Origin of the sequence: Daejeonella lutea (assembly GCF_900168015.1) — a bacterium.
Lineage (GTDB): Bacteria > Bacteroidota > Bacteroidia > Sphingobacteriales > Sphingobacteriaceae > Daejeonella > Daejeonella lutea.
This window is the reverse complement of the sequence record NZ_FUYR01000002.1, coordinates 178,827-198,197: the sequence shown is the minus strand read 5'-3', so window position 1 is coordinate 198,197 and position 19,371 is coordinate 178,827. Positions and strand designations below refer to the sequence as shown.

Annotated in this window: 19 protein-coding genes; 11 read left to right on the top strand and 8 right to left on the bottom strand. The window is 39.8% G+C overall.

Annotation, left to right across the window (positions count from 1 at the left end):
• The first annotated feature begins 293 nt into the window (after positions 1-293).
• From B5X60_RS09865 to B5X60_RS09855, 3 genes are all read left to right on the top strand, one after another.
• Positions 294-1,163 (top strand): HEPN domain-containing protein, encoded by an 870-nt coding sequence (locus tag B5X60_RS09865; protein ID WP_079702531.1) that lies wholly within the window; start codon positions 294-296, stop codon positions 1,161-1,163.
• 143 nt (positions 1,164-1,306) lie between these two features.
• The gene (locus tag B5X60_RS09860) at positions 1,307-3,256 is read left to right on the top strand and encodes an ATP-dependent nuclease (protein WP_079702530.1); all 1,950 of its coding nucleotides are present in this window, start codon (positions 1,307-1,309) and stop codon (positions 3,254-3,256) included.
• A gap of 15 nt (positions 3,257-3,271) precedes the next feature.
• Positions 3,272-3,853 (top strand): hypothetical protein, encoded by a 582-nt coding sequence (locus B5X60_RS09855; protein ID WP_079702529.1) that lies wholly within the window; start codon positions 3,272-3,274, stop codon positions 3,851-3,853.
• Positions 3,854-3,953: 100 nt separating this feature from the next.
• Here B5X60_RS09855 and B5X60_RS09850 read toward each other — a convergent pair whose 3' ends face one another.
• Entirely contained in the window at positions 3,954-4,319 is a 366-nt protein-coding gene (locus tag B5X60_RS09850) for a hypothetical protein (protein WP_079702528.1), read from the bottom strand.
• 96 nt (positions 4,320-4,415) lie between these two features.
• Between B5X60_RS09850 and B5X60_RS09845 the strand changes: the two genes are divergently transcribed.
• Genes B5X60_RS09845 through B5X60_RS09835 form a run of 3 tightly spaced genes read left to right on the top strand, consistent with a single transcriptional unit; the run spans position 4,416 to position 7,459 of the window.
• Positions 4,416-5,270 carry a toll/interleukin-1 receptor domain-containing protein gene (locus tag B5X60_RS09845; RefSeq protein ID WP_139377439.1) on the top strand — a complete coding sequence of 285 codons (855 nt, stop codon included), beginning with the start codon at positions 4,416-4,418 and terminating at the stop codon, positions 5,268-5,270.
• A 51-nt stretch (positions 5,271-5,321) separates the two neighbouring features.
• Entirely contained in the window at positions 5,322-6,662 is a 1,341-nt protein-coding gene (locus B5X60_RS09840) for a hypothetical protein (protein ID WP_139377438.1), read from the top strand.
• Positions 6,659-7,459, top strand: a complete 801-nt coding sequence (locus tag B5X60_RS09835) for a hypothetical protein (RefSeq protein ID WP_079702525.1) — start codon at positions 6,659-6,661, stop codon at positions 7,457-7,459. Before B5X60_RS09840 ends, B5X60_RS09835 begins: the two co-directional genes overlap by 4 nt.
• A 1,135-nt stretch (positions 7,460-8,594) precedes the next feature.
• On the opposite strand, the gene B5X60_RS09820 is transcribed toward B5X60_RS09835, so the two are convergent.
• Positions 8,595-8,969 (bottom strand): hypothetical protein, encoded by a 375-nt coding sequence (locus B5X60_RS09820; protein ID WP_079702522.1) that lies wholly within the window; start codon positions 8,967-8,969, stop codon positions 8,595-8,597.
• 401 nt (positions 8,970-9,370) lie between these two features.
• On the opposite strand from B5X60_RS09820, the gene B5X60_RS09815 reads away from it, so the two are divergent.
• Both B5X60_RS09815 and B5X60_RS09810 read left to right on the top strand, forming a co-directional pair.
• A complete protein-coding gene (locus B5X60_RS09815; protein WP_079702521.1) occupies positions 9,371-9,826 on the top strand; it encodes a JAB domain-containing protein in 456 nt (151 codons plus the stop codon).
• 102 nt (positions 9,827-9,928) lie between these two features.
• A complete protein-coding gene (locus B5X60_RS09810; RefSeq protein WP_139377437.1) occupies positions 9,929-10,261 on the top strand; it encodes a hypothetical protein in 333 nt (110 codons plus the stop codon).
• A 72-nt stretch (positions 10,262-10,333) separates the two neighbouring features.
• On the opposite strand, the gene B5X60_RS09805 is transcribed toward B5X60_RS09810, so the two are convergent.
• A complete protein-coding gene (locus B5X60_RS09805; RefSeq protein ID WP_079702519.1) occupies positions 10,334-11,080 on the bottom strand; it encodes an SDR family oxidoreductase in 747 nt (248 codons plus the stop codon).
• A 99-nt stretch (positions 11,081-11,179) separates the two neighbouring features.
• Between B5X60_RS09805 and B5X60_RS09800 the strand changes: the two genes are divergently transcribed.
• Complete coding sequence (locus B5X60_RS09800) at positions 11,180-12,658, top strand: aminotransferase-like domain-containing protein (RefSeq protein ID WP_079702518.1); 1,479 nt, start codon at positions 11,180-11,182, stop codon at positions 12,656-12,658.
• Between the two features lie 71 nt (positions 12,659-12,729).
• Here the strand turns inward: B5X60_RS09800 and B5X60_RS09795 are convergent, their stop codons facing one another.
• The 3 genes from B5X60_RS09795 to B5X60_RS09785 are packed head-to-tail and all read right to left on the bottom strand — an operon-like array spanning position 12,730 to position 14,175.
• Positions 12,730-13,653, bottom strand: coding sequence for a HipA domain-containing protein (locus tag B5X60_RS09795; protein ID WP_079702517.1), 924 nt, complete (start codon positions 13,651-13,653; stop codon positions 12,730-12,732).
• Positions 13,654-13,655: 2 nt separating this feature from the next.
• On the bottom strand, positions 13,656-13,979 hold the full coding sequence (locus B5X60_RS09790; protein WP_079702516.1) for a HipA N-terminal domain-containing protein: 324 nt from the start codon (positions 13,977-13,979) through the stop codon (positions 13,656-13,658).
• On the bottom strand, positions 13,972-14,175 hold the full coding sequence (locus B5X60_RS09785) for a helix-turn-helix transcriptional regulator (RefSeq protein WP_079702515.1): 204 nt from the start codon (positions 14,173-14,175) through the stop codon (positions 13,972-13,974). The genes B5X60_RS09790 and B5X60_RS09785 overlap by 8 nt, the downstream gene beginning before the upstream one ends.
• Before the next feature lie 288 nt (positions 14,176-14,463).
• Between B5X60_RS09785 and B5X60_RS09780 the strand changes: the two genes are divergently transcribed.
• Entirely contained in the window at positions 14,464-14,787 is a 324-nt protein-coding gene (locus tag B5X60_RS09780; RefSeq protein ID WP_079702514.1) for a hypothetical protein, read from the top strand.
• A gap of 40 nt (positions 14,788-14,827) precedes the next feature.
• Here the strand turns inward: B5X60_RS09780 and B5X60_RS09775 are convergent, their stop codons facing one another.
• Complete coding sequence (locus tag B5X60_RS09775) at positions 14,828-15,049, bottom strand: hypothetical protein (protein WP_079702513.1); 222 nt, start codon at positions 15,047-15,049, stop codon at positions 14,828-14,830.
• Positions 15,050-15,354: 305 nt separating this feature from the next.
• On the opposite strand from B5X60_RS09775, the gene B5X60_RS09770 reads away from it, so the two are divergent.
• Positions 15,355-17,916: a cation-translocating P-type ATPase gene (locus B5X60_RS09770; RefSeq protein ID WP_079702512.1), complete on the top strand. Its 2,562-nt coding sequence runs from the start codon at positions 15,355-15,357 to the stop codon at positions 17,914-17,916.
• On the opposite strand, the gene B5X60_RS09765 is transcribed toward B5X60_RS09770, so the two are convergent.
• On the bottom strand, positions 17,874-19,268 hold the full coding sequence (locus tag B5X60_RS09765; RefSeq protein WP_079702511.1) for an MBL fold metallo-hydrolase RNA specificity domain-containing protein: 1,395 nt from the start codon (positions 19,266-19,268) through the stop codon (positions 17,874-17,876). The genes B5X60_RS09770 and B5X60_RS09765 overlap by 43 nt on opposite strands.
• Positions 19,269-19,371 lie beyond the last annotated feature (103 nt).

Below are 19,371 nucleotides of genomic sequence, written 5' to 3'. Positions count from 1 at the left end.
CAACTGTCATAACTATTGAGACCGACACAATGCCTTATTAATCAATAGTTCCGCCAGCTGCTCATGTGAACATACTAAGGATCGCACTCCGTGCTTCTTTCCTTAGATGGTTGCTCCGTTCGCGGTTGGTTCGCAAAATGAAAGCTTATAGCAATTATAAGAAGTTTTCGATATTTCGAGTTAAGTTAGGGTATCTTAATGCAGAGGATACTGGTAGATATGATAATTGCAAGGTTTGATTTCGTGGCTTTTCCTGCTTTCACATAGTAAATACTTTAGGTGCAATTTTTAATATGGAAATGAATCGAGAACCGAAATGCTACGTACTTGGAAATGGAGTTAAATTTCACACAGATGAAATTGAGTTTCTTTCATACTTAAAAATCCGGAAGGTCGAAAGATTATCCGTGTTTGAATTAGCCGGACTTGGAGCAAAAGGTTTTAAGCAATGGGCACTTATTGAACCTTTCTGTTATAAAAGTGATTTATTCGAAATAGCTAGCTATGCAAATGAGTCACAAATTGGGTATGATGCTCTAAATAGAGCTTGGTTATTAAACACTTTACTTGTTGTTAGAAATCATACACAAATTACGTCCATAGCCTCATTAAACCGTTCTTGGAACGATATTAAAGACTTAGACAAAAGTATAGTTGTACAAGCTACCTTATGCGACTATCATGTTTCAATGATAGATTCAAGTGCTCTAACGAATCCAACTATTGATCAAGAAGATATTCGCTGGATATCAACTTACTTTGAAATAGCCAATGTTTTGGCAAATAAGAATGAAAAATTCAGGTATGCCTTAAATGTTATAAACTCGTGGAGATATTGCGTTGACTTGAGGAGTGCGATTGCTATTGTTTGGGCCGCCTTAGAAAGCATTGTGGATGTCTCTTCTGAAATCACTTATCGCCTCTCATTAAGCTTATCGTCATTATTGAAGGAAAGAGGTGAATCAAGAATTACAAAATTCAAAGAAATTAAATCTTTGTATACTCTGAGATCTAAAGTTGTGCACGGTTCAGATATTAAAATTGCCGAATCAGAAATTGCATTGGCAGGATCATTAAAATTGCTTTTTGAATTAATCACTTATATTATTGAAAGCAACAAAATGGTAACCCAGACGGATTTTACAAATGCAATCTTTCTTTAAGCGGAACTAATGGTCAAACCTTACTCCTGTGACGCTCACTCCGTCGCAGACGGTCGCGGAAAAAACTTTTGTGACAAACTAGTTATATATTATATTTATACATAACATTTTATCTACTTACCTAAAAAATTAACTTCTCAGTTATGAAACTAATTAATGTTAAAATCCATAAATATAAAAGCTTCGAGAAGGAGCAATCTTTTGAGATAAAAGATGATGTAACCATCTTGGTGGGGATGAACGAGTCTGGCAAAACCTCTGTATTAGAAGCTATAGCAAAGACGAATTATTTTCAGGATGACAAGAAGTTTCAGTTCAGCTTAACACATGATTACCCAAGACGTGAGAAGAAAAATGTTGATAAAGCTCAAGCTGATCCGTCAGCTATCACCTGCACATACAGGTTGGATAGTAGTCTCTTAAAATTAATTGATGAGAAAGTGGGTGCTGGCGTCTTTACGGAAGGCCTGATCTCTATCACCACAAATTATAACAACCGAAACACCTATTCAAATGTAAACGCTGATTTTAAAAAGTTCATAGCATTGAAAACCTCTGATTTGGGTATTTCTAGCAAGGCTCTGAATGATAAGCTTGAAAAGATCACTAGTTCAAAAGATTTAGATGTGATAATAGCTGAGTATAAGGATGATGCACTCAAAGCAAACCTTGAAAAGATCAAACCCTTTATCACAAACGTCTGGAAGTGGTCTAACCCGATAGAAGAGTTTATAGCGAGGACTATCCTAAAACCCAACATACCGAAGTTTCTATATTACGATGAGTATTACTCTCTACCGTCAAGAATAGTTATTGAAAAGTTGGATAATGAGGAGTTAGAAGATGAAGAAATGAAGACTGCAAAAGCCTTGCTTGAGCTTGCAGATCTCAACGCGTCCGACATATTGAAATCTGAAGATTTTGAGGACTATATAGCCGAGCTAGAAGCTACCGAAGCAATAATTAGTGATGAATTGTTCAAATACTGGTCCACCAATTCAAATTTAAGTATTGAATTTAAAATTGAGGCGAAAGAAGAAAAGGTAAAACGAACAATTCGTAATGACTATAATAATGAAGAAGTTATCGACATTAATATCGTAGAACACATATTAGATATAAGAGTCAAGAATCAACGCACTAGAGTTTCGTTACCATTAAAAAATAGGAGTAAGGGTTTCAACTGGTTTTTTTCATTTCTTGTCTGGTTTAAAAAAATTCAGGAAGATAAAGATTCAAAATACGTCTTGCTGTTAGATGAGCCTGGACTTAACCTTCACGCAGCAGCCCAGGCAGATTTACTAAAATTTATTGAAGACCTGGCTCAAGAGTATCAGATCATATACACAACACATTCACCATTCTCTATACCTACGGGTAATCTTGATCGTGTCAGGACAGTACTCGAGACGGCTGAAGGTTCCGTGATTACTGACAGTATTCAGCAGAAAGATCCAAATACACTTTTCCCTTTACAAGCGGCACTTGGTTATGACATTGCTCAGAACCTTTTCATAGGTAAGAAAAACTTACTGGTAGAAGGGGTATCTGACATGATGTATCTTTTCTCAATGTCAAATATGTTAGAACAAGCTGGCAAAACACCTTTACGCGATGACATTGTTATCGTACCTACTGGTGGATTGGAAAAGGTGGCCACATTCATTTCATTGATGAGAGGAAACAATCTTGATATAGTTTGCCTTCTGGACACTTTCACCGATCAGAAAGGTAAAACCAAATTTGAGAACTTGATTAGTCAAAAGCTCATCGCAAAGAGTAAAGTCAGATTCTTTGACTCATATCTAATCGATTACAACCAAGCAGACATTGAAGATCTCTTTCATAAAGAAGACTATTTAAAGCTGTTTAATGCCTCCTTCACGGAACACAAGGACATCAAGATTGGAGAATTAGACAATGCGATAACGCCAATAATATCACAAATTAATGATTATTTAAAGATCAGTCGCTTCAATCATTTTAGACCAGCAAATCATCTGGTGAAAAGTGGCTTAACATCGAAAGACTTTGACAAAACCACCATTAATAACTTTGAAAATTTGATTATCGATCTCAATAAATTATTTTAAGTAATCTAGCATCCTATGTATCCAATATTCGAAGAAGGAAAGGGTGAAGGACTTGGCCATTCAGAGCGAGATTTTTACAAACGCTTCATAGCTATTTGTCAGGAACACTTAGATAACGGTAGAGCGAAGTCGTTTGCGATCATCCTGTATGATATTCATCACACTGCTATCCAGGAAATTTATAGGACTCCAGGAAGCTTTGCTCAATTACATCTGAAATCAGGCAATGATATCACAATCTTTTTCTTGGATTCTCAAAATAGACGTTTATTGAAAAAATTCAACACAGCCTTTTTACATGCTTTTGATATAAAGAATAAACATAGTTTGCCTTTTATATTATTTTTCAAAATTGTTGAAGGAGACGTATCTGATATCGCGGTTGTAGAGTTGCAACAATCAAAATCAATGTTTGCGTTCAAAGAAATTGTCGACGTAGTACAATTGTACTTAGATAAGAATTCTGCGTCCAATGAGACATCAAAAGATAATCTAAAGTGGCTTAAAGGTATTAAAAAAGTCACAAATATCACTTTAGAAAAGCTCATAGAGTCTGTAGTATCCGAAGGTTTAAATAAACTTGACAAACTTTTTTAAGTCAATCCTCTTTAGAAACTTAAGCTTTTAAAATAAGTGCTAAAACCATTCAGATTGCTATACTTAATACAACCCGTTTTAAAAATGCACAGGTTACCAATTAATAAATCATCGAAGCAAATGAATACCTCACGTGCTTGACTAATATGCCATCTTTATGCTCAAACTCAAACCTCGAAGTGTACGGTTCAATCTCACAAGCAATACTATTGAATACACATGGTTCAATTGCACGCAGAAGCTTAACACAATAATCTTCAACGTCTGGAGCAACGAATTTGGCATAGTAACGATAGGATAAGCTGTTCAGAAACACCAGAACTAACCTGTCATTTTTCTTTACATACATCTCAAATAAGAACTTTCCATTAGGTACAGCTTTGCCCAAAGAACGCTGTTCTTTGACCCAAGCAGCTAATTCTCTTGTTAAAGTAATTCCAAAGTCTACTTGTTCCCGGATTGACATTTGGCTAATTTACTAATATATTTAGCAAAAATTTGGAATTTAAGTGTTGTGAGTGAAAAGTTTATTAACTTGTCTCAATACTTAACCGAGGTCGCAATGAGCATCCAAAGCATTACAAGCTCTATTTCAAGCGTAGATCGTGAGATCCATAGTTTAGAAACTCAAGTTCAAAGTGTAAATAGTACTATAAGTCGAAAAGAGAAGGAAGCTAATAGCTATTTAGATAAAATTCATCGCGAAAAGGATTTAAAAAGAATTATTACGTATCAAAAGGAGTTAGGGAGAAAACAAGACGAGATAAATAGATTAAATAAAGACCGAGCAAATAAAATCAAAACGTTATCTGATAAACAAACAAAACGTTTGACACTTATTCAGTCGTTAAATAAAGAAGAACAAAGGGAACGAGATAAAATTAAACGCGAGCAGAAAGACATCCTTTCAGTTCAGCAGAGCATCACGAGAGAGATGGAAAGGCAAAAGGCATTGTCATCTGCTAGCTTACAACTCCCTTATTCAACTTCAGCAGTACAAGTGTCTAAATCTTATGACGTTTTTGTTTCCCATGCTTCTGAAGATAAAGATGATTTTGTGAGACCATTTGTTGAATTGTTGCAGAAAATGCAGGTCGCTGTCTGGTATGATGAATTCGAGTTGCAGATCGGTGATAGCTTGAGGCGTTCAATAGAGAACGGTCTTAAAAATTCTACGTATGGTATCGTCGTGCTGTCTGAGGCATTTTTCAAGAAGGAGTGGCCGCAAAGAGAATTAGACGGCTTATTTGCCAAAGAAATAGAAGGTGAGAAAGTTATTTTACCTATTTGGCACAAGATATCGAAAAGTGAGGTTATTAAGTTCAGTCCAATCATTGCTGATTTAATGGCGATTAACACTACGATGTTTACTATAGAGGAAGTTGCTGCTCAAATAGCAAAGCGTGTAAAGCAGTAAAGCCGAATCTCTTTTAACACCCAAGAAAACCTTAGTAACTTATAAGTTGAAGTGATAAATAAATTAATTGTCGACTGCTACGAAAACAACTATGGCATCGATTTAAGAACCATTCACAGACAGTCGTCAAATTCAAAAGCGCCGCGAATACTGACTGATCCAAAGATTCAGCGTGATCTATTAATCTTTTCTGATGGAATAAGTACTAGTTTTGAATTAGTGCATTATGGTCATCTTATATTCTTATTAGGAGACCATTCATGCTATCCTTGCGGTGGCATTGTTGAGAGCGTTTATGGTATCAATTGGGTTCCGATCTTCGTTTTACCCACAGGTAAAATGATTAAAACTTCCAGCAACATCGGTAAAACCTGTTGTGTAAACTTAAACCCAATTCACGAGTACCTACCATTCATTAGACCGGAGGATTTTGAAGGTTTTGTTATTAATTTCGAAAATAGCTTTTCGGAGAACGATTGGTATGATAGAAACAGTTTAAGGATCTTAATAACTAGTTATGATTCAATCTCCGTTGAAGCTATATATAAAGAGTTGCGGGTGAGAAATCTCCTTAACCCTTTTGAATTAGCCTTGGGTTCTATTGTGTATGATTTTGGAATCACTGCAGTTGAGTTATTTAACTGTCTAAACTACTCGAAAGATATAGCGCCTCAGTTCACATATCTAAATTATTTTAAAACTAGATTTTCTCTCGCAGATAGTACCAATACTCTAATTCAAACGTCTGAATTCCGCCATCTTATCGACTCTTTTAATTTAAACCAGATTGAACAGTTTTTTGAAATACAATATCTTATCGACACAATCGATATGGACAATTATTATCCTGATCTATTTGCAGATGTACTTCATATAAAACTTTACCGACAAACGTATTCAATGGACTACAGAAATTCAACAGACGTTTTACAGGAAAAATTGGAGCCATTGAACATAGGTAAAAAGACTGTTGGTGAGTATTATCGCAGAATTAAAAGCAATATTCGAAATCTAGAAAATTTAGTTAGAAAAAGACATGGATACAATGAAGTGGGTAGCTTTTATAATGAGCGAGCAATATTCGAAAGATTGAAGCAACATTTTGAGGACGAAGATGTGATGACACAATTCAGTCCGATTTGGCTAGGACGTCAAAGATTTGACATCTACATTAAATCGCTAAACGTGGCAATAGAATATAACGGTAAGCAACATTATGAACCCATTTCGTTTTTCGGAGGAGTCGAAGGTTTTCAGAAGACTTTAGCTCGTGATGAATTGAAAAGAAAAAAATGTAATGAGAATGGTTGTAGTTTGATAGAAATTAAATATAATGAAGATATAGAAACCGCTCTCATAACCATACAGAAGGAATTAGGAATTATAAAATGAGAAGCAAAGGACTGGTGGGTAGATGTAAGCTTTGTGGTGAAGAAAGGACTTTAACATATGAGCATATACCACCACGTCAGTCAGGAAATAAAGGTGGTTTCGTAATTGTGCCTTCAGATGTTTTTTTAAATGATCCTTTCCTAGAAAACACCAAAGGAAAAAAATTTCAAGGTGGCATAGGTTATTATTCCCTTTGTAAGGATTGTAACAGCTTTTGCGGAAGAATGTATTCCAATGCATATATAGATTTTGCAAATCAGGCGCACTATAGGCATTTTCTTAGTGATTGCAATTATACTAAAGGTGATCCATTTATAATCCACCCACTGAAGATTATTAAACAAGTTATTTCGAACTTTATTTGCATTTCGACTATTCAATACCTAGATACTTATCCGGATTTGGTAGAATTTGTGAGAAATAAGGAAAGTAATATGCTACCCGATAAATATCAGATATATGCGTATTACGATTTAACACCTAAAATATATCGTTTTATTAGTGACAATATCTCATACAACCAAGGAGTGATCCATAAAATTAGCGAAATTGCTTTTCCTCCTTTCGGCTTTGTTCTGATCGTTGATGATCCCGGAGTTCCTGTTGATGCCCGACTATTGAATATTACAAATTTCAAAAACTTCCCATATTACAAACGTGATATTTGGATAAGTTTGAGGCTAAATATATTACCTATCGCTTTAGCTGCATTGCCTGGTGACTATCGTCCCAAAGAGGAAATTCAAAAAGTTATAAGGAACTCGAAATTGCAATATCCAGAAACCGATGGTACTTAACAATTCCTATTTTATTTTTTATAAGCCAACAAGCGATTATACCTTTTAAAATAATAAGTAAAAGTTCGATCCTCAATCTAACTCAGAAAACCTACACTTGAGAAACAGGGTGTAATAACCCGGTAGAAAAGTAAAAGTGTAGGTAACTTTTAATGATGAAGAAGGAGATTATAATGTTCTTATTGGCATTGCTTGTTATTTTCATCATAATCATACTCTGCTGCATATGAATATATTTTCAGCTTTATCAGTTAAGAACACGTAACCGTTCATACAACTCAGCATATCTAACTACACTTCAAAAAACTGGGTGATAACCTAATATCTTGTTTGTATAATTGTAATGGATATAAAGGGAAGAAATATTATGAAAATCAGGGCACTTAAATACGTCGCTTACACTTTTCTATTTAGTTTTATGTGCTTAAACGCAATAGGACAGCCAAGCAAAACAAGTACTTTTTATGAATATGATAAAGCGAGGAATTTTAAGGGTATAAAGTTTGGTACAATTATAACTCAAGCCGACGCTATTTTAAAATTAGAACCGTATTCGGGCAATGCGTATAGTACTTCAAACGCAAATTACAAGGTATTTAACGATATTCGATTTCAAAACAGTTGTTGCATATTTTAATCGAGATAATCGAATGTATCAAGTATCGCTATTGAAGAGCAAGCAAACTATTAGCGAGTATTTGAGACTTAAAAGTACTCTAAGAGGATTGTTTGGTAATAATGACGCCGAATATTACATCAATGATAAAACGGCAATGAATATGACTTGGGAAGGTAATAATATGTCAATTTATATAAGATATGATCCTGAGAGCGGGTCCATGGGTTTAACGATTCAAGATAAAAAAACGCCAAATACATATCCGTTAAGAAGGGACAATTCAGGTGTACCTAAAATTTAAGTGCTCGGAAAACTGATGTCAACGAAATATTAAACTCCAATCAAGTCCAAAAAACAACTTAACTTTGACTTAAAAAGTATGGGTGAAACAAATTTCAGGATGACGCCCTTATTTAAAATCGGTGAAGCTCTAGAAGTGTATTTTAGTACTCTGGTTGAGGATGATGAGTTAATACTAAAGCAAATATTGGATTTTGATCCAATATTAAAAACGAATTAGGTGATTATCGGTTTTTCCATATCCTTAGTTTTTAATCTATCAACGATGCTTTTCAACTGAAGAATAAGATCTGAGCGCTGCTTGTTGGGACTTTTATAATCATTCTCTAAATGATAAAGAGCATCTTGATAATGATCAATGGCTTTCGCGATATTTCCTTTATAATTTGCTTTCTTAGCTAACTCGATATAATGTTTATATCTATGTTCTTCTATTTGAGAGTTAGTTGGAGACAACAAAACTATAATCAGTCCAATAATTGGTGATAACAAGATGGACCAGAGTAGTGCCATACCGAAGCCTATTTTTCTGCTGTTACCAACCAAGCCAACAAGTACTGCAAAAAATATCCAACCGTGAGCGATTTCCATGTCAAGTCATTTTGACTAATCTATGAATATTAGTTTTTAGATTATAACTATGTCGTATTATGCTGCCCTTTTTCAGTATTTATTTTATAAGCCAACAAGCGATCATACCTTTTAAAATAAAAAGTAAAGTTCGATCTACAACTAACACAGAAACCTACACTTTGAGAACGGGGTGTAGTGACCTTTTGAAAAAGGAAAAGTGTAGGTAGCTTTATAGACTGGAAATAGATAGAACTATTTTTTTCTTAATGACTACACAAATTTATGCTTGTAAGCTCAACACGCTACAAGAAATTCCGGCATAAACGCACTTTGTCCTAACCCTTTCCTATTTATTCCCTTGCTTCTCGTGCTTAGTTGCTCTTAAAGCATGACTGAGTTCCATATTAATCAAATTAGATATGGAAACAAAAAACATGAAAGTGGCTGAAGTACAAATTAGCTACAAGACAACAATTAAGTCATCTGAAAGGCCACAGATTAACACGTCGATTGATGCGTACAGGGTTCTGCAAGAAAACTGGAATTATGAAATCATCGAGTTTATCGAAGAGTTCAAGATAATCCTTCTCAATCGAGCTAATAGAGTATTAGCAATTGCACCAATAAGTACTGGAGGTACAGCGGGAACGATAGCAGATCCGAAAGTGATCTTTGTATCAGCACTCAAATGTAATGCTGCTAGTATCTTCTTGGTACATAATCATCCAAGCGGTAACTTAAAACCGAGCCATGCAGATATTGAGCTGACAAAGAAGTTGAAGAATGCAGGGCATTTTTTAGACTTACCAGTTATTGAACATATCATCTTTACGAAAGATAGTTATCTGAGTTTCGCGGATGAAGGAATGATGTAGATATTAGAAAAAACAGAATAAATAACAATTAAATCAATTAACCAGGTCACCTGATAGTACATAGATAGTACAAGAGACTGAGAGTACGATAGAAACGGGATTTTGAGTTTGGGAGCGATGATTTGTCCCCTGCTTGTAAGGCAGGTGCTCTTATTCTTCATAATCCTACTTGCAGGAACTGACTTATTGGTTAAGAATTACGAAGTATTCCAGCAGAATTATAAAGATTATACCACCCGGACAATACCCAAGAGACGTAAACTAGCATCCCGAAACATTGGCTTTGCTGTAGGACGCGCCGAGTGGTACATTAGTGAACATGAAGGGTGTAAGTTACTGTTAGACGATTATCTCGCTACCAAATCCTACGGCAGGGAGGAAACTTATCCAACCATTGCCGGTCAGAGTCCTGAACTTTACAGTTTGATTCATTGATCCCGCGGAACACTTACACCACGAGTGGATGTCAAATATCACATCAAATGATCTATTCAAAAATTTATTATCTCAATTATAAACAGACCATTCATCAAAACGTACTTTGCCTTCCCTGTAATCACCATCAGGTACCAGCAAGGATTTAGGTATATCTAAATGCATGTATTTGTCATCGTCATTCGCGACAACAGTTCTGGTGGAATCTTGCCTGATAGCTAAATACCTGCTTACTATCTCATTCATTGGCGCTCGCTCCGGACCTGCTATTTCCACGGTTCCATTCAATGGCTGTTCCAGTGCAATTTGAGATATTAATTCCGCTACATCCTCAGCCGCTATCGGTTGATAATCCACTGTAGAAACATGAACTTCTGCACCTTGAGATTGTACAGCTATTATGGTATTGACATGCTCGTGAAACTGCGTAGACCTAATGATGGTGTACGGTATTCCGGATTGCCTGACATTATCCTCTTGACCTTTCTTTGCCCGAAGGTAGCCGATATTCAGGGCCTTGTCTATACCTACAATAGATAACACGACATGATGCCTGATATTCCCTTGCTTTTCGGCAGCAATTAATGTTTTACCGGCCTGACTAAAAAAGCTGATGGCAGTTTCATCATCCGGAGATGAGGAGTTTGAGAGATCGATCACTATTTCTGTACCTTTCAAGGCCTCTGTTAAACCTTCTCCGGTAATAATATCTATACCCGCTCCTGGTGATCCCGCAACTACATCATGACCTAAAGCTGTTAACTTCTTTGCCACATTCTTGCCGATCAAGCCTGTAGCTCCAATTACTAGAATTCTCATTGCTTATATTATATTTACGATTGATGCGATAAGCACCTATTTAGTAAAAGCAAAGGTACAGACAGTTCGGATGGTCATGACCATCCAGCTTTTAAATTCATGGCAGTCCAGACGTTACCCTACAACAATCTGATTCATATCGATAGGAGGTTAGATATTCCTGTATTTAAACAAGTGGCTGATGGATTTATTAAGCTCATTGAAAACAAGAAGCTAAAACCAGGGGTTGAATTACCTTCTACACGACAACTCGCCCAAATGTTGAAGCTCAATCGCAGCACAACTGTCGCCGCTTATGATCAGCTGAATATAATGGGATGGATTGTAACATCTCCCCGAAAAGCAGTTTTAGTAGCACATAAGCTTCCCATAATAACACCGCAGTCTTTTAATGAGAATGTCAATAAGAATGATTCAAATCCGTTCTACAATCAGATTAACACAGTAAAGTCTGACATTCTGTCCAGGCCATACCATTTGGTAATTAATGATGGTTACCCTGATGCCCGTATCGCACCACTACAAATCCTGGCAGATACCTACAAATCCCTGCAGGGTAAATATTACAAGCATATTGGGATCATAAGCGAACCTTCAATTGGTTCCACTTTGTTAAGGACTGAGCTGGCAAGTTTCTTAACACAAACCCGGGGACTAGACATCACAGAAGACCATATTCTAACTACCAGAGGTGCGCAAGGAGCAATCTTTATAGCGGCTCAGATGATAGTAAAGCCTGGAAGTAAGGTCATCGTGGGTGATCTTAACTACCGGATGGCGAATAAGGTCTTTGAGCAACTTGGCGGAGATCTTATAAAAGTTAAAGTTGATGAAAATGGGATAGACGTCGATCAAATTGAGGAGCTGTGCAGAACGGAACGTCCGGATCTAATTTATCTAATTCCTCATCATCACCACCCAACTACGGTTACATTGAGTGCTGAGCGCAGGAGAAAGCTTTTAATGTTAATTAAAGAGTACACGATTCCTTTAATAGAAGATGACTACGATTATGATTACCATTACGAAAGTAGTCCCATTTTGCCTTTAGCGAGTTCGGATCACGATGGCCTGGTGATATACATAGGTTCCATATCCAAGGTATTATCTTTAACTATTCGCTCAGGTTTTTTAATCTCACAACCTGACTTTATTTGGCAGGCCGGCAAGTATAAAGAGCTGATGGAAACTCGTGGCGATCTGCTTTTGGAAGAATCTATTGGACACCTCTTTCAATCGGGAGAGATGCAGAAGCACATTAATAAATCTTTGAAGCTATATAAAAGCAGACGGGACAGCATTAGTCAAATGCTTTCAACAAGATTGAATGGCTTAGTGCATTTTACCATCCCTTTGGGAGGAATGGCTATCTGGAGCATATTCGATGCAAGCGTCAGCTTATCGAAGATATCAAAGCGACTATCAAGTCAGGGTATCTACTTAAACGACGGTAGTTTCTATAACCAGGGCAACGATTCGCTTAATGGTGTACGTATTGGATTTGCGTCAATGGATGAATCAGAAACAGATGAGTTTATCGATGCAGTAGTAGGATGTATTGACTCTGGCAAAGTTTAGCTGCACATTTTAAAGCCAACCTTGTTAAAGAAAGCCGAAGCTGGCTCCCCCAAAGTGATTAGAAGCCTTGATCATGAAAATATGGCCTGTTTTTCCAACCATATTCTGTGATACAGTTCTTTCTGGTCCTGAGATAAAAATGAAGAATTTATAAATAAATCTACTTCTTTATTTGCTGATGCCAATTTTTTAAAACTATTTTCAATAGCTCGTTCAGGAATTTCGAGGCTAGCCCCTAGAATTCTAAAGTCTTTCAGCCCTAGTCTTTTCTTTTTGCCGTTCAATGTCAACGCCAATTCTTCATCATCGGCAGGATTCACCAAATTCACATTCAGCAAATCATAAGCGGGACTTAAATAAATGCCATCGTCCTGATGCAGCACTGCAAAATTTTTAAGATGCATATCGTTGTTACCCGTGAGATATGAAAACAAAACAAGCTCGAAATAATTTAATGCATCCAGTCCTGTATTTGTACAATATTTCAGGATAAGCTTTCCTATTTTTTCATATGAACCCTTGTATTTACCTTCCGTTAAAAATTCTGAAAGTTGGCAGAAATCTTCCATGTGAACTTTTCTCCCATTAACGCGGTCAAAGCGCTTTGCCAGATATACCAGGCTGCCGTCTGAAGCCCTGAGCAGTGTGTGCTCACAAACCGGAATTCTGAATAAGGATGCCAGGTGCATGGTCAGATCTTCTGTTTCTGGCATCATTTGAAATCGTTCGTGTTGAGGCTTTAAAATATATTCCCCCCACAGACCTACAATCGTCAGGCGGCTGTTTTCCTTGCTTTTTTCTAAGGTTACCGAAAGCTTTGGCTGGACGCCTGTAATGGCTATTCTTTCATTTATTGTTTGATCAGCCAGATCTTTTAATAGCTGATTGTCTAATTCCAACTTAGGAGGAGTGGCCGTTCCGAAGAATCTTTTAGAACATTTTTCGTGATACTCCTTATCCCCTGAACCCTGATAACAAAAACAACAATTTGCCATATCTAATCTTTTTCAGGAATAATAGTTACTGCCCCGATCGTATCTCTGCAGGCGAGTAATAGCAATTCAAAACGGTCATTCTGCTTAACCTTCCAATGCTCAGTAGCCAGGTTGAGCAGCCAGCCTTCCGGGATCAGACCATCAAAAAAAGCAAATAAAACTTTACTGGTATACTTTTCGGAAGTAAGAGGCAGGGTCAGGCTAACAGGCTTAGCGTTCTTAATTTCCAGGTACTCTGTAGCATATGTGAACTCGTAACCTTCGTCTGTTTCTTCTATAAGGCCGGCAAAATGTTCCTGGTAGAAAACTGATCCTTTTTTACTCATGATCTTTTGGTTTTTGCACAACGCCTAATTCGGCGCCGAATAAAGCTAATACCTGGTTAACCTTATCCATACGAAGTGTAGTTTTTCCTTGCTCCAGTTCCCGGACAAAGCGAAGGCCCACGCCGGCCTTTACTGCAAGATCTTCCTGCGTAAAATTGAAAGCTTTCCGCTTTTTCTTTAAGTAATCGTAAAGCATAGTTTATACCCTTTAGGGTACAAATATAATAAAATATCTTTAATTATACCCTATCGGGGCTAATTTTTGCAATTATATAGGTTTTATACCCGATCGGTTGCTATTACAGCCAATTATTTAATTTATTAGCCGGGCGCTTCGTTAAATTTCATCTTAGGTCTGATTTCTTACCGCTATTTAAAAACCAAAAATTAATCCACCTGACAATCAACCATTACCAAATTTCTCCATAAACCCCCTTCTCCTGAATCATTAATATTGCTAATTTTATTAGCAAATATTACGGCGATGACAAAAGAACACTGGATCAGGTTGAATGACTTATTGGTTAAGAATTACGAAGTATTCCAACAGAATTACAAAGATTCAAATACAGGGACAACACCGAAGAGACGCAGATTAGCATCTCGTAACGCTGGCTTTGCTGTAGGACGCGCCGAGTGGTACATTAGTGAGCATGAAGGGTGTAAGTTACTGTTAGCCGATTACCTGGCTACTAAATCCTACGGCAGGGAGGAATTTTTTCAGCCTAATTATTTCGTAACGGATATGAGGGAGTTCTTAAAAATAGTTGAGAATACGATTATATCAGTTGAGCAGCGGTCGGCTTGAGATTTTAGGGTCTGCCTAAGCCTTAAACCAAGCGGGAAACTTAAACAGTTTCCTTAGGTGCAACTTCTTTTGTTTTGTCTTCCAGGTTCATTAAAATGATTAAGGAAATGATGGGTATTAAAAAGGAGATCCAAAACCAGAACCAAAAACTTCTGCCGATATGCCGGGCATAGAATGCCGCTAATAGCTGGGGTGCGATTATTGCAAACACAACTGGTGCCAGTATAATTTCGAAGAAAAGTAAAATGGTAGTTATAATCATGCTCCCTGAAAGGCATCTGCCAATTTTTGCAAGCGGATTTTATCGCCACGACAAATATCGGGATTATCCTTAAATTTTTGATCTTGTAGGCGGATAATTAAACGCAAAGGCGCCCGCCCGGCTAAATGCCATTCGGACGGGCAAAGTTTCGCAAAGTGAAAACGGAGCCGTGATTTCTACAGTAAGTTTTATTGCTCCGGCGTATCACTTAAAACCCAGTAATTAAAAACACTCCCATTGAACTAAACACCAAGACCTGACATCCCGGCGGTAGAAAATACTAACTTTATTGACAACAATTTCACATGGCTTCAGTCTTCGCTAATCTCAATATCCGGGGTCTTACCGATGAACAGGTATTAAAGGCCCGTGCCGGGAGCGGCGACAATAAATTCCGTGCGAAAAAAGAAAACCCGGTTCTGAAGGCGCTTAAGGCTATCGTGCAGGAGCCAATGGTGGTGCTGCTTTTAGTCGCCTCAACCATATACCTGGTGGTAGGAAACACCTCCGATGCACTGTTTCTGGCTGCGGCTATACTGCTGGTGGCCGCCATTTCAATCTTCCAGGACTCGAGGAGCCGCGATGCCCTGGAAAAATTAAAGCAATTTACCCTGCCCGTTGCAAAGGTGATACGCAATGGGGAAGTCGTTGAGATCCACAGCGACGAACTGGTTCCAGGAGATAGCCTGATTCTGGAGGAAGGCACCCTGGTTGCCGCCGATGGCTTTATTATTCATTCCAATGACTTTTCTGTCAATGAATCGGTCCTCACGGGCGAATCTATGGCAGTATTCAAAAATCAGCGGGAAGAAAACAGGCAGGTTTACCAGGGAAGCACTATTGCTAGCGGAATGGCTGTGGCACAGGTTACCGCAACAGGGAACAACAGCAGGCTGGGACAGATTGGCAAAAGCTTGTCGGAAATCCAAGACGAAAAGACACCCCTGGAAATACAGATTGGAAATTTTGTGACGAAGATGGTCATTGGCGGCGTTGTGGTCTTCGCTTTCGTTTGGCTGATCAATTATCTAAAATCCGGCGACTTTCCAGACAGCCTGCTTAAGGCACTTACGCTGGCGATGAGCATCCTTCCGGAAGAGATCCCGGTGGCATTTACCACCTTCATGGCTCTCGGTGCCTGGCGGCTGATGAAGATGGGTATCGTGGTAAAGCAAATGAAAACTGTGGAAACACTGGGCAGTGCCTCGGTAATCTGTACCGACAAAACGGGCACGATTACACAAAACAAAATGGCACTGGCCAAGGTGTATGTCCATGCAGAAAGTCAAATCTTTGTTGGCGCTGACCCCGCTCCTGCTGTCCGCTCCCTGATCCGCGACGCCATGTGGGCAAGCGAGCCTATCCCGTTTGATCCGATGGAAATCGCCCTGCACGAATCCTACACAAAAAATACAACTCAGGATGAGCGGCCCGACTTCCGCATGATCCATGAATATCCCCTCGGAGGGAAACCGCCGATGATGACGCATATTTTTGAAAACAACAAGGCCGAACGCATCATCGCTGCGAAGGGCGCTCCGGAGGCCCTGTTAAAAGTTTCGAATCTGGCGGAAGCCGGGAAAAGTCGCATCTCTGAGGCTATTCACGCGCTTGCCGCGGAAGGTTACCGGGTGCTGGGAGTGGGTACAAGCACCTGGGCCGGTACTGACTTCCCCGCGCAGCAACAGGATCTCGTATTTAATTTTACAGGGCTGATCGCATTTTATGATCCGCCGAAAGATAATATTCCGGAGGTACTGGCAGCTTTCTATAAAGCCGGGATCGATGTCAAGATCATCACCGGCGACAATCCGGTAACGACGGCAGCGATTGCCAACAGCGTGGGCTTCCGCGGAAGCGAAAAAAGCATGACCGGAGAAGAGCTGATGAAGCTTGACGAAGCCGGGCTCGGCAAGATCGTTTCGGACACCAACATCTTTACCCGCATGTTCCCTGAGGCCAAGCTCCGCATCGTAAATGCCCTGAAAGCCCATGGAGAAGTTGTTGCCATGACGGGCGACGGCGTAAACGACGGCCCCGCCCTGAAAGCAGCGCATATTGGCATTGCCATGGGAAAAAAGGGAACGGAAATAGCAAAGCAGGCGGCGTCGATGATCCTGGCTGACGATGACCTCGCCAAAATGGTAGAGGCTATCCGCATGGGGCGCAGGATTTATTCCAATCTTAAAAAAGCGATACAATACATCATTTCTATCCATATCCCCATCATACTGATTGTGTTTATTCCCCTGGTATTGGGATGGATCTACCCTGCTATCTTTTCGCCGGTGCATGTGATCTTCCTGGAGCTGATCATGGGCCCGACCTGCTCCATCATTTATGAGAACGAGCCTGCCGAACGGAATATCATGATCCAGCCGCCCCGCCCGTTTACAGCAACTTTTTTCCGGATTAATGAACTGGCAACCAGCGTGGTTCAGGGTTTTGCCATCACCGCGGGTTTACTTTTTGTTTATCAATACTCCGTTTACGGAAATGCCGGTGAGAGCGTGACACGCACCATGGTTTTTGTAACGCTGATAGCAGCTAATATTTTCCTGACGCTGGTAAACCGGTCCTTCTATTACTCCTTTATCACCACCCTGGCCTATCGTAATAATATGGTCTTTTACATGATCGGGATTACGGTACTGACAACCGGATCGTTGATTTTTGTGGGGCCATTTGCACAATTTTTTGAACTGAGCCCGCTCTCCCTTGAACAATTAGCCTTGAGTACAGGCATCGGCTTCCTGTCCGTTACCTGGTTTGAGGCCGGTAAATGGTATACGCGTAAGCGGTTCCGGAGAACAATAGCGGAATATCAGCCGGAAACACCTTCAGGGACAAATAAAGTCACATCCTGATTTTGCTGCATAATGCTTACAGGCAGGTGAAAGGTGTCCTGTATCTTAACGCGAAGCGCCTCCTGTGCGCAGGGTTCGCCATGAACCAGCATCACCAGGGCTGGTTTTTGATTGAACTTACTCAGCCAGTGCAGCAGTTCAGACTGGTCTGCATGGGCAGACAAACTGCCGATTTCTTTGACGCGTGCCTTGACAGGATAATATTGTCCGTGGATCTTGATGTCGGGCGACTGATTCTGCAGTGCCCTGCCCCGGGTGCCCTCGGCCTGGTATCCCATCAGCAGGATCACATTCCGGCGATCGCCGACGTAATGCTTCATGTATTCAAGCACCCTGCCGCCGGATAGCATTCCACTGGCCGCGACAATAATCTTCGAACCTTTCTTTTCGATGATGTCCCGGGTATTCCTGAAATCCCGGTTAATGGTCACATGCTGTTTCACATCAAGCCAGGCCTTCCGGTCAATCTTGCTAAACTCAGGATATTGCAGGGTGATATCAGTGGCTTGCGCCGCCATGGGGCTGTCCAGGAACACCGGTATATTCACAGGGATCTTACCTGTATCTTTTAGTTTTGTAATCAGGTATAGCAGCTCCTGCGCCCTTCCGACCGCGAAACTCGGTATCAGAATATTACCCTTAAGCTGGATGGTTTCATTGATCACCTCAGCCAGCTCTTCGGTGGCATCTTCCGCGCCATGCAGTTTATCCCCGTAGGTAGATTCCATAATCACGTAGTCGGCTGATGTGAAGTAATCGGGCGTTTCCAGCACCGGGCTGCTGACCCGGCCGATATCACCTGAAAAGACAATGGTTTTGCCGTAGCAGTTTAATTCAACCGAGCAGGCGCCGAGGATGTGCCCGCTTAGTTTAAACCGGAAATTAATAGCGTCGCTCAGTTGTATCCGCTCATCGCTGCCAACCGTTACAAACTGTTCGAAGGAGCGCTCCGCATCCCTTACAGTGTACAGTGGCAATGCGGGTTTATGCCTGGTATAGCGAAAGCGGTTCGCCCGTTCAGAATCTTCTTCCTGTATTTTGGCACTGTCAAGCAGGATCAGTTTAGTTAGTGAGGAAGTAGGCTGGCTCATAAAGATCTTGCCCCGGAACCCGGATTTCACCAGCAGTGGAATATAACCGCTATGATCCAGGTGGGCATGGGTCAGGATAAGGACATCAATATCTCCGGCAGCCAGGGGCAGCAATTGCCAATTCTGTTCGCGGAGTGATTTTATTCCCTGGAAGAGCCCGCAGTCGACTAATATATTCAGGCCCGGGGTTTTTAGCAGGTGTTTGGAACCGGTAACTGTTCCGGCGGCTCCGAGAGATTGCAGTATAATGGAATGATTCATAGGATAAGCTTTATTAACAAAAATGCTTAAGTCGAGGGTATTACAAAATGATTAGATGCAGTCTGTTTTGTGATAACGATCACTTTCTTCGGTAAGAAGGGTC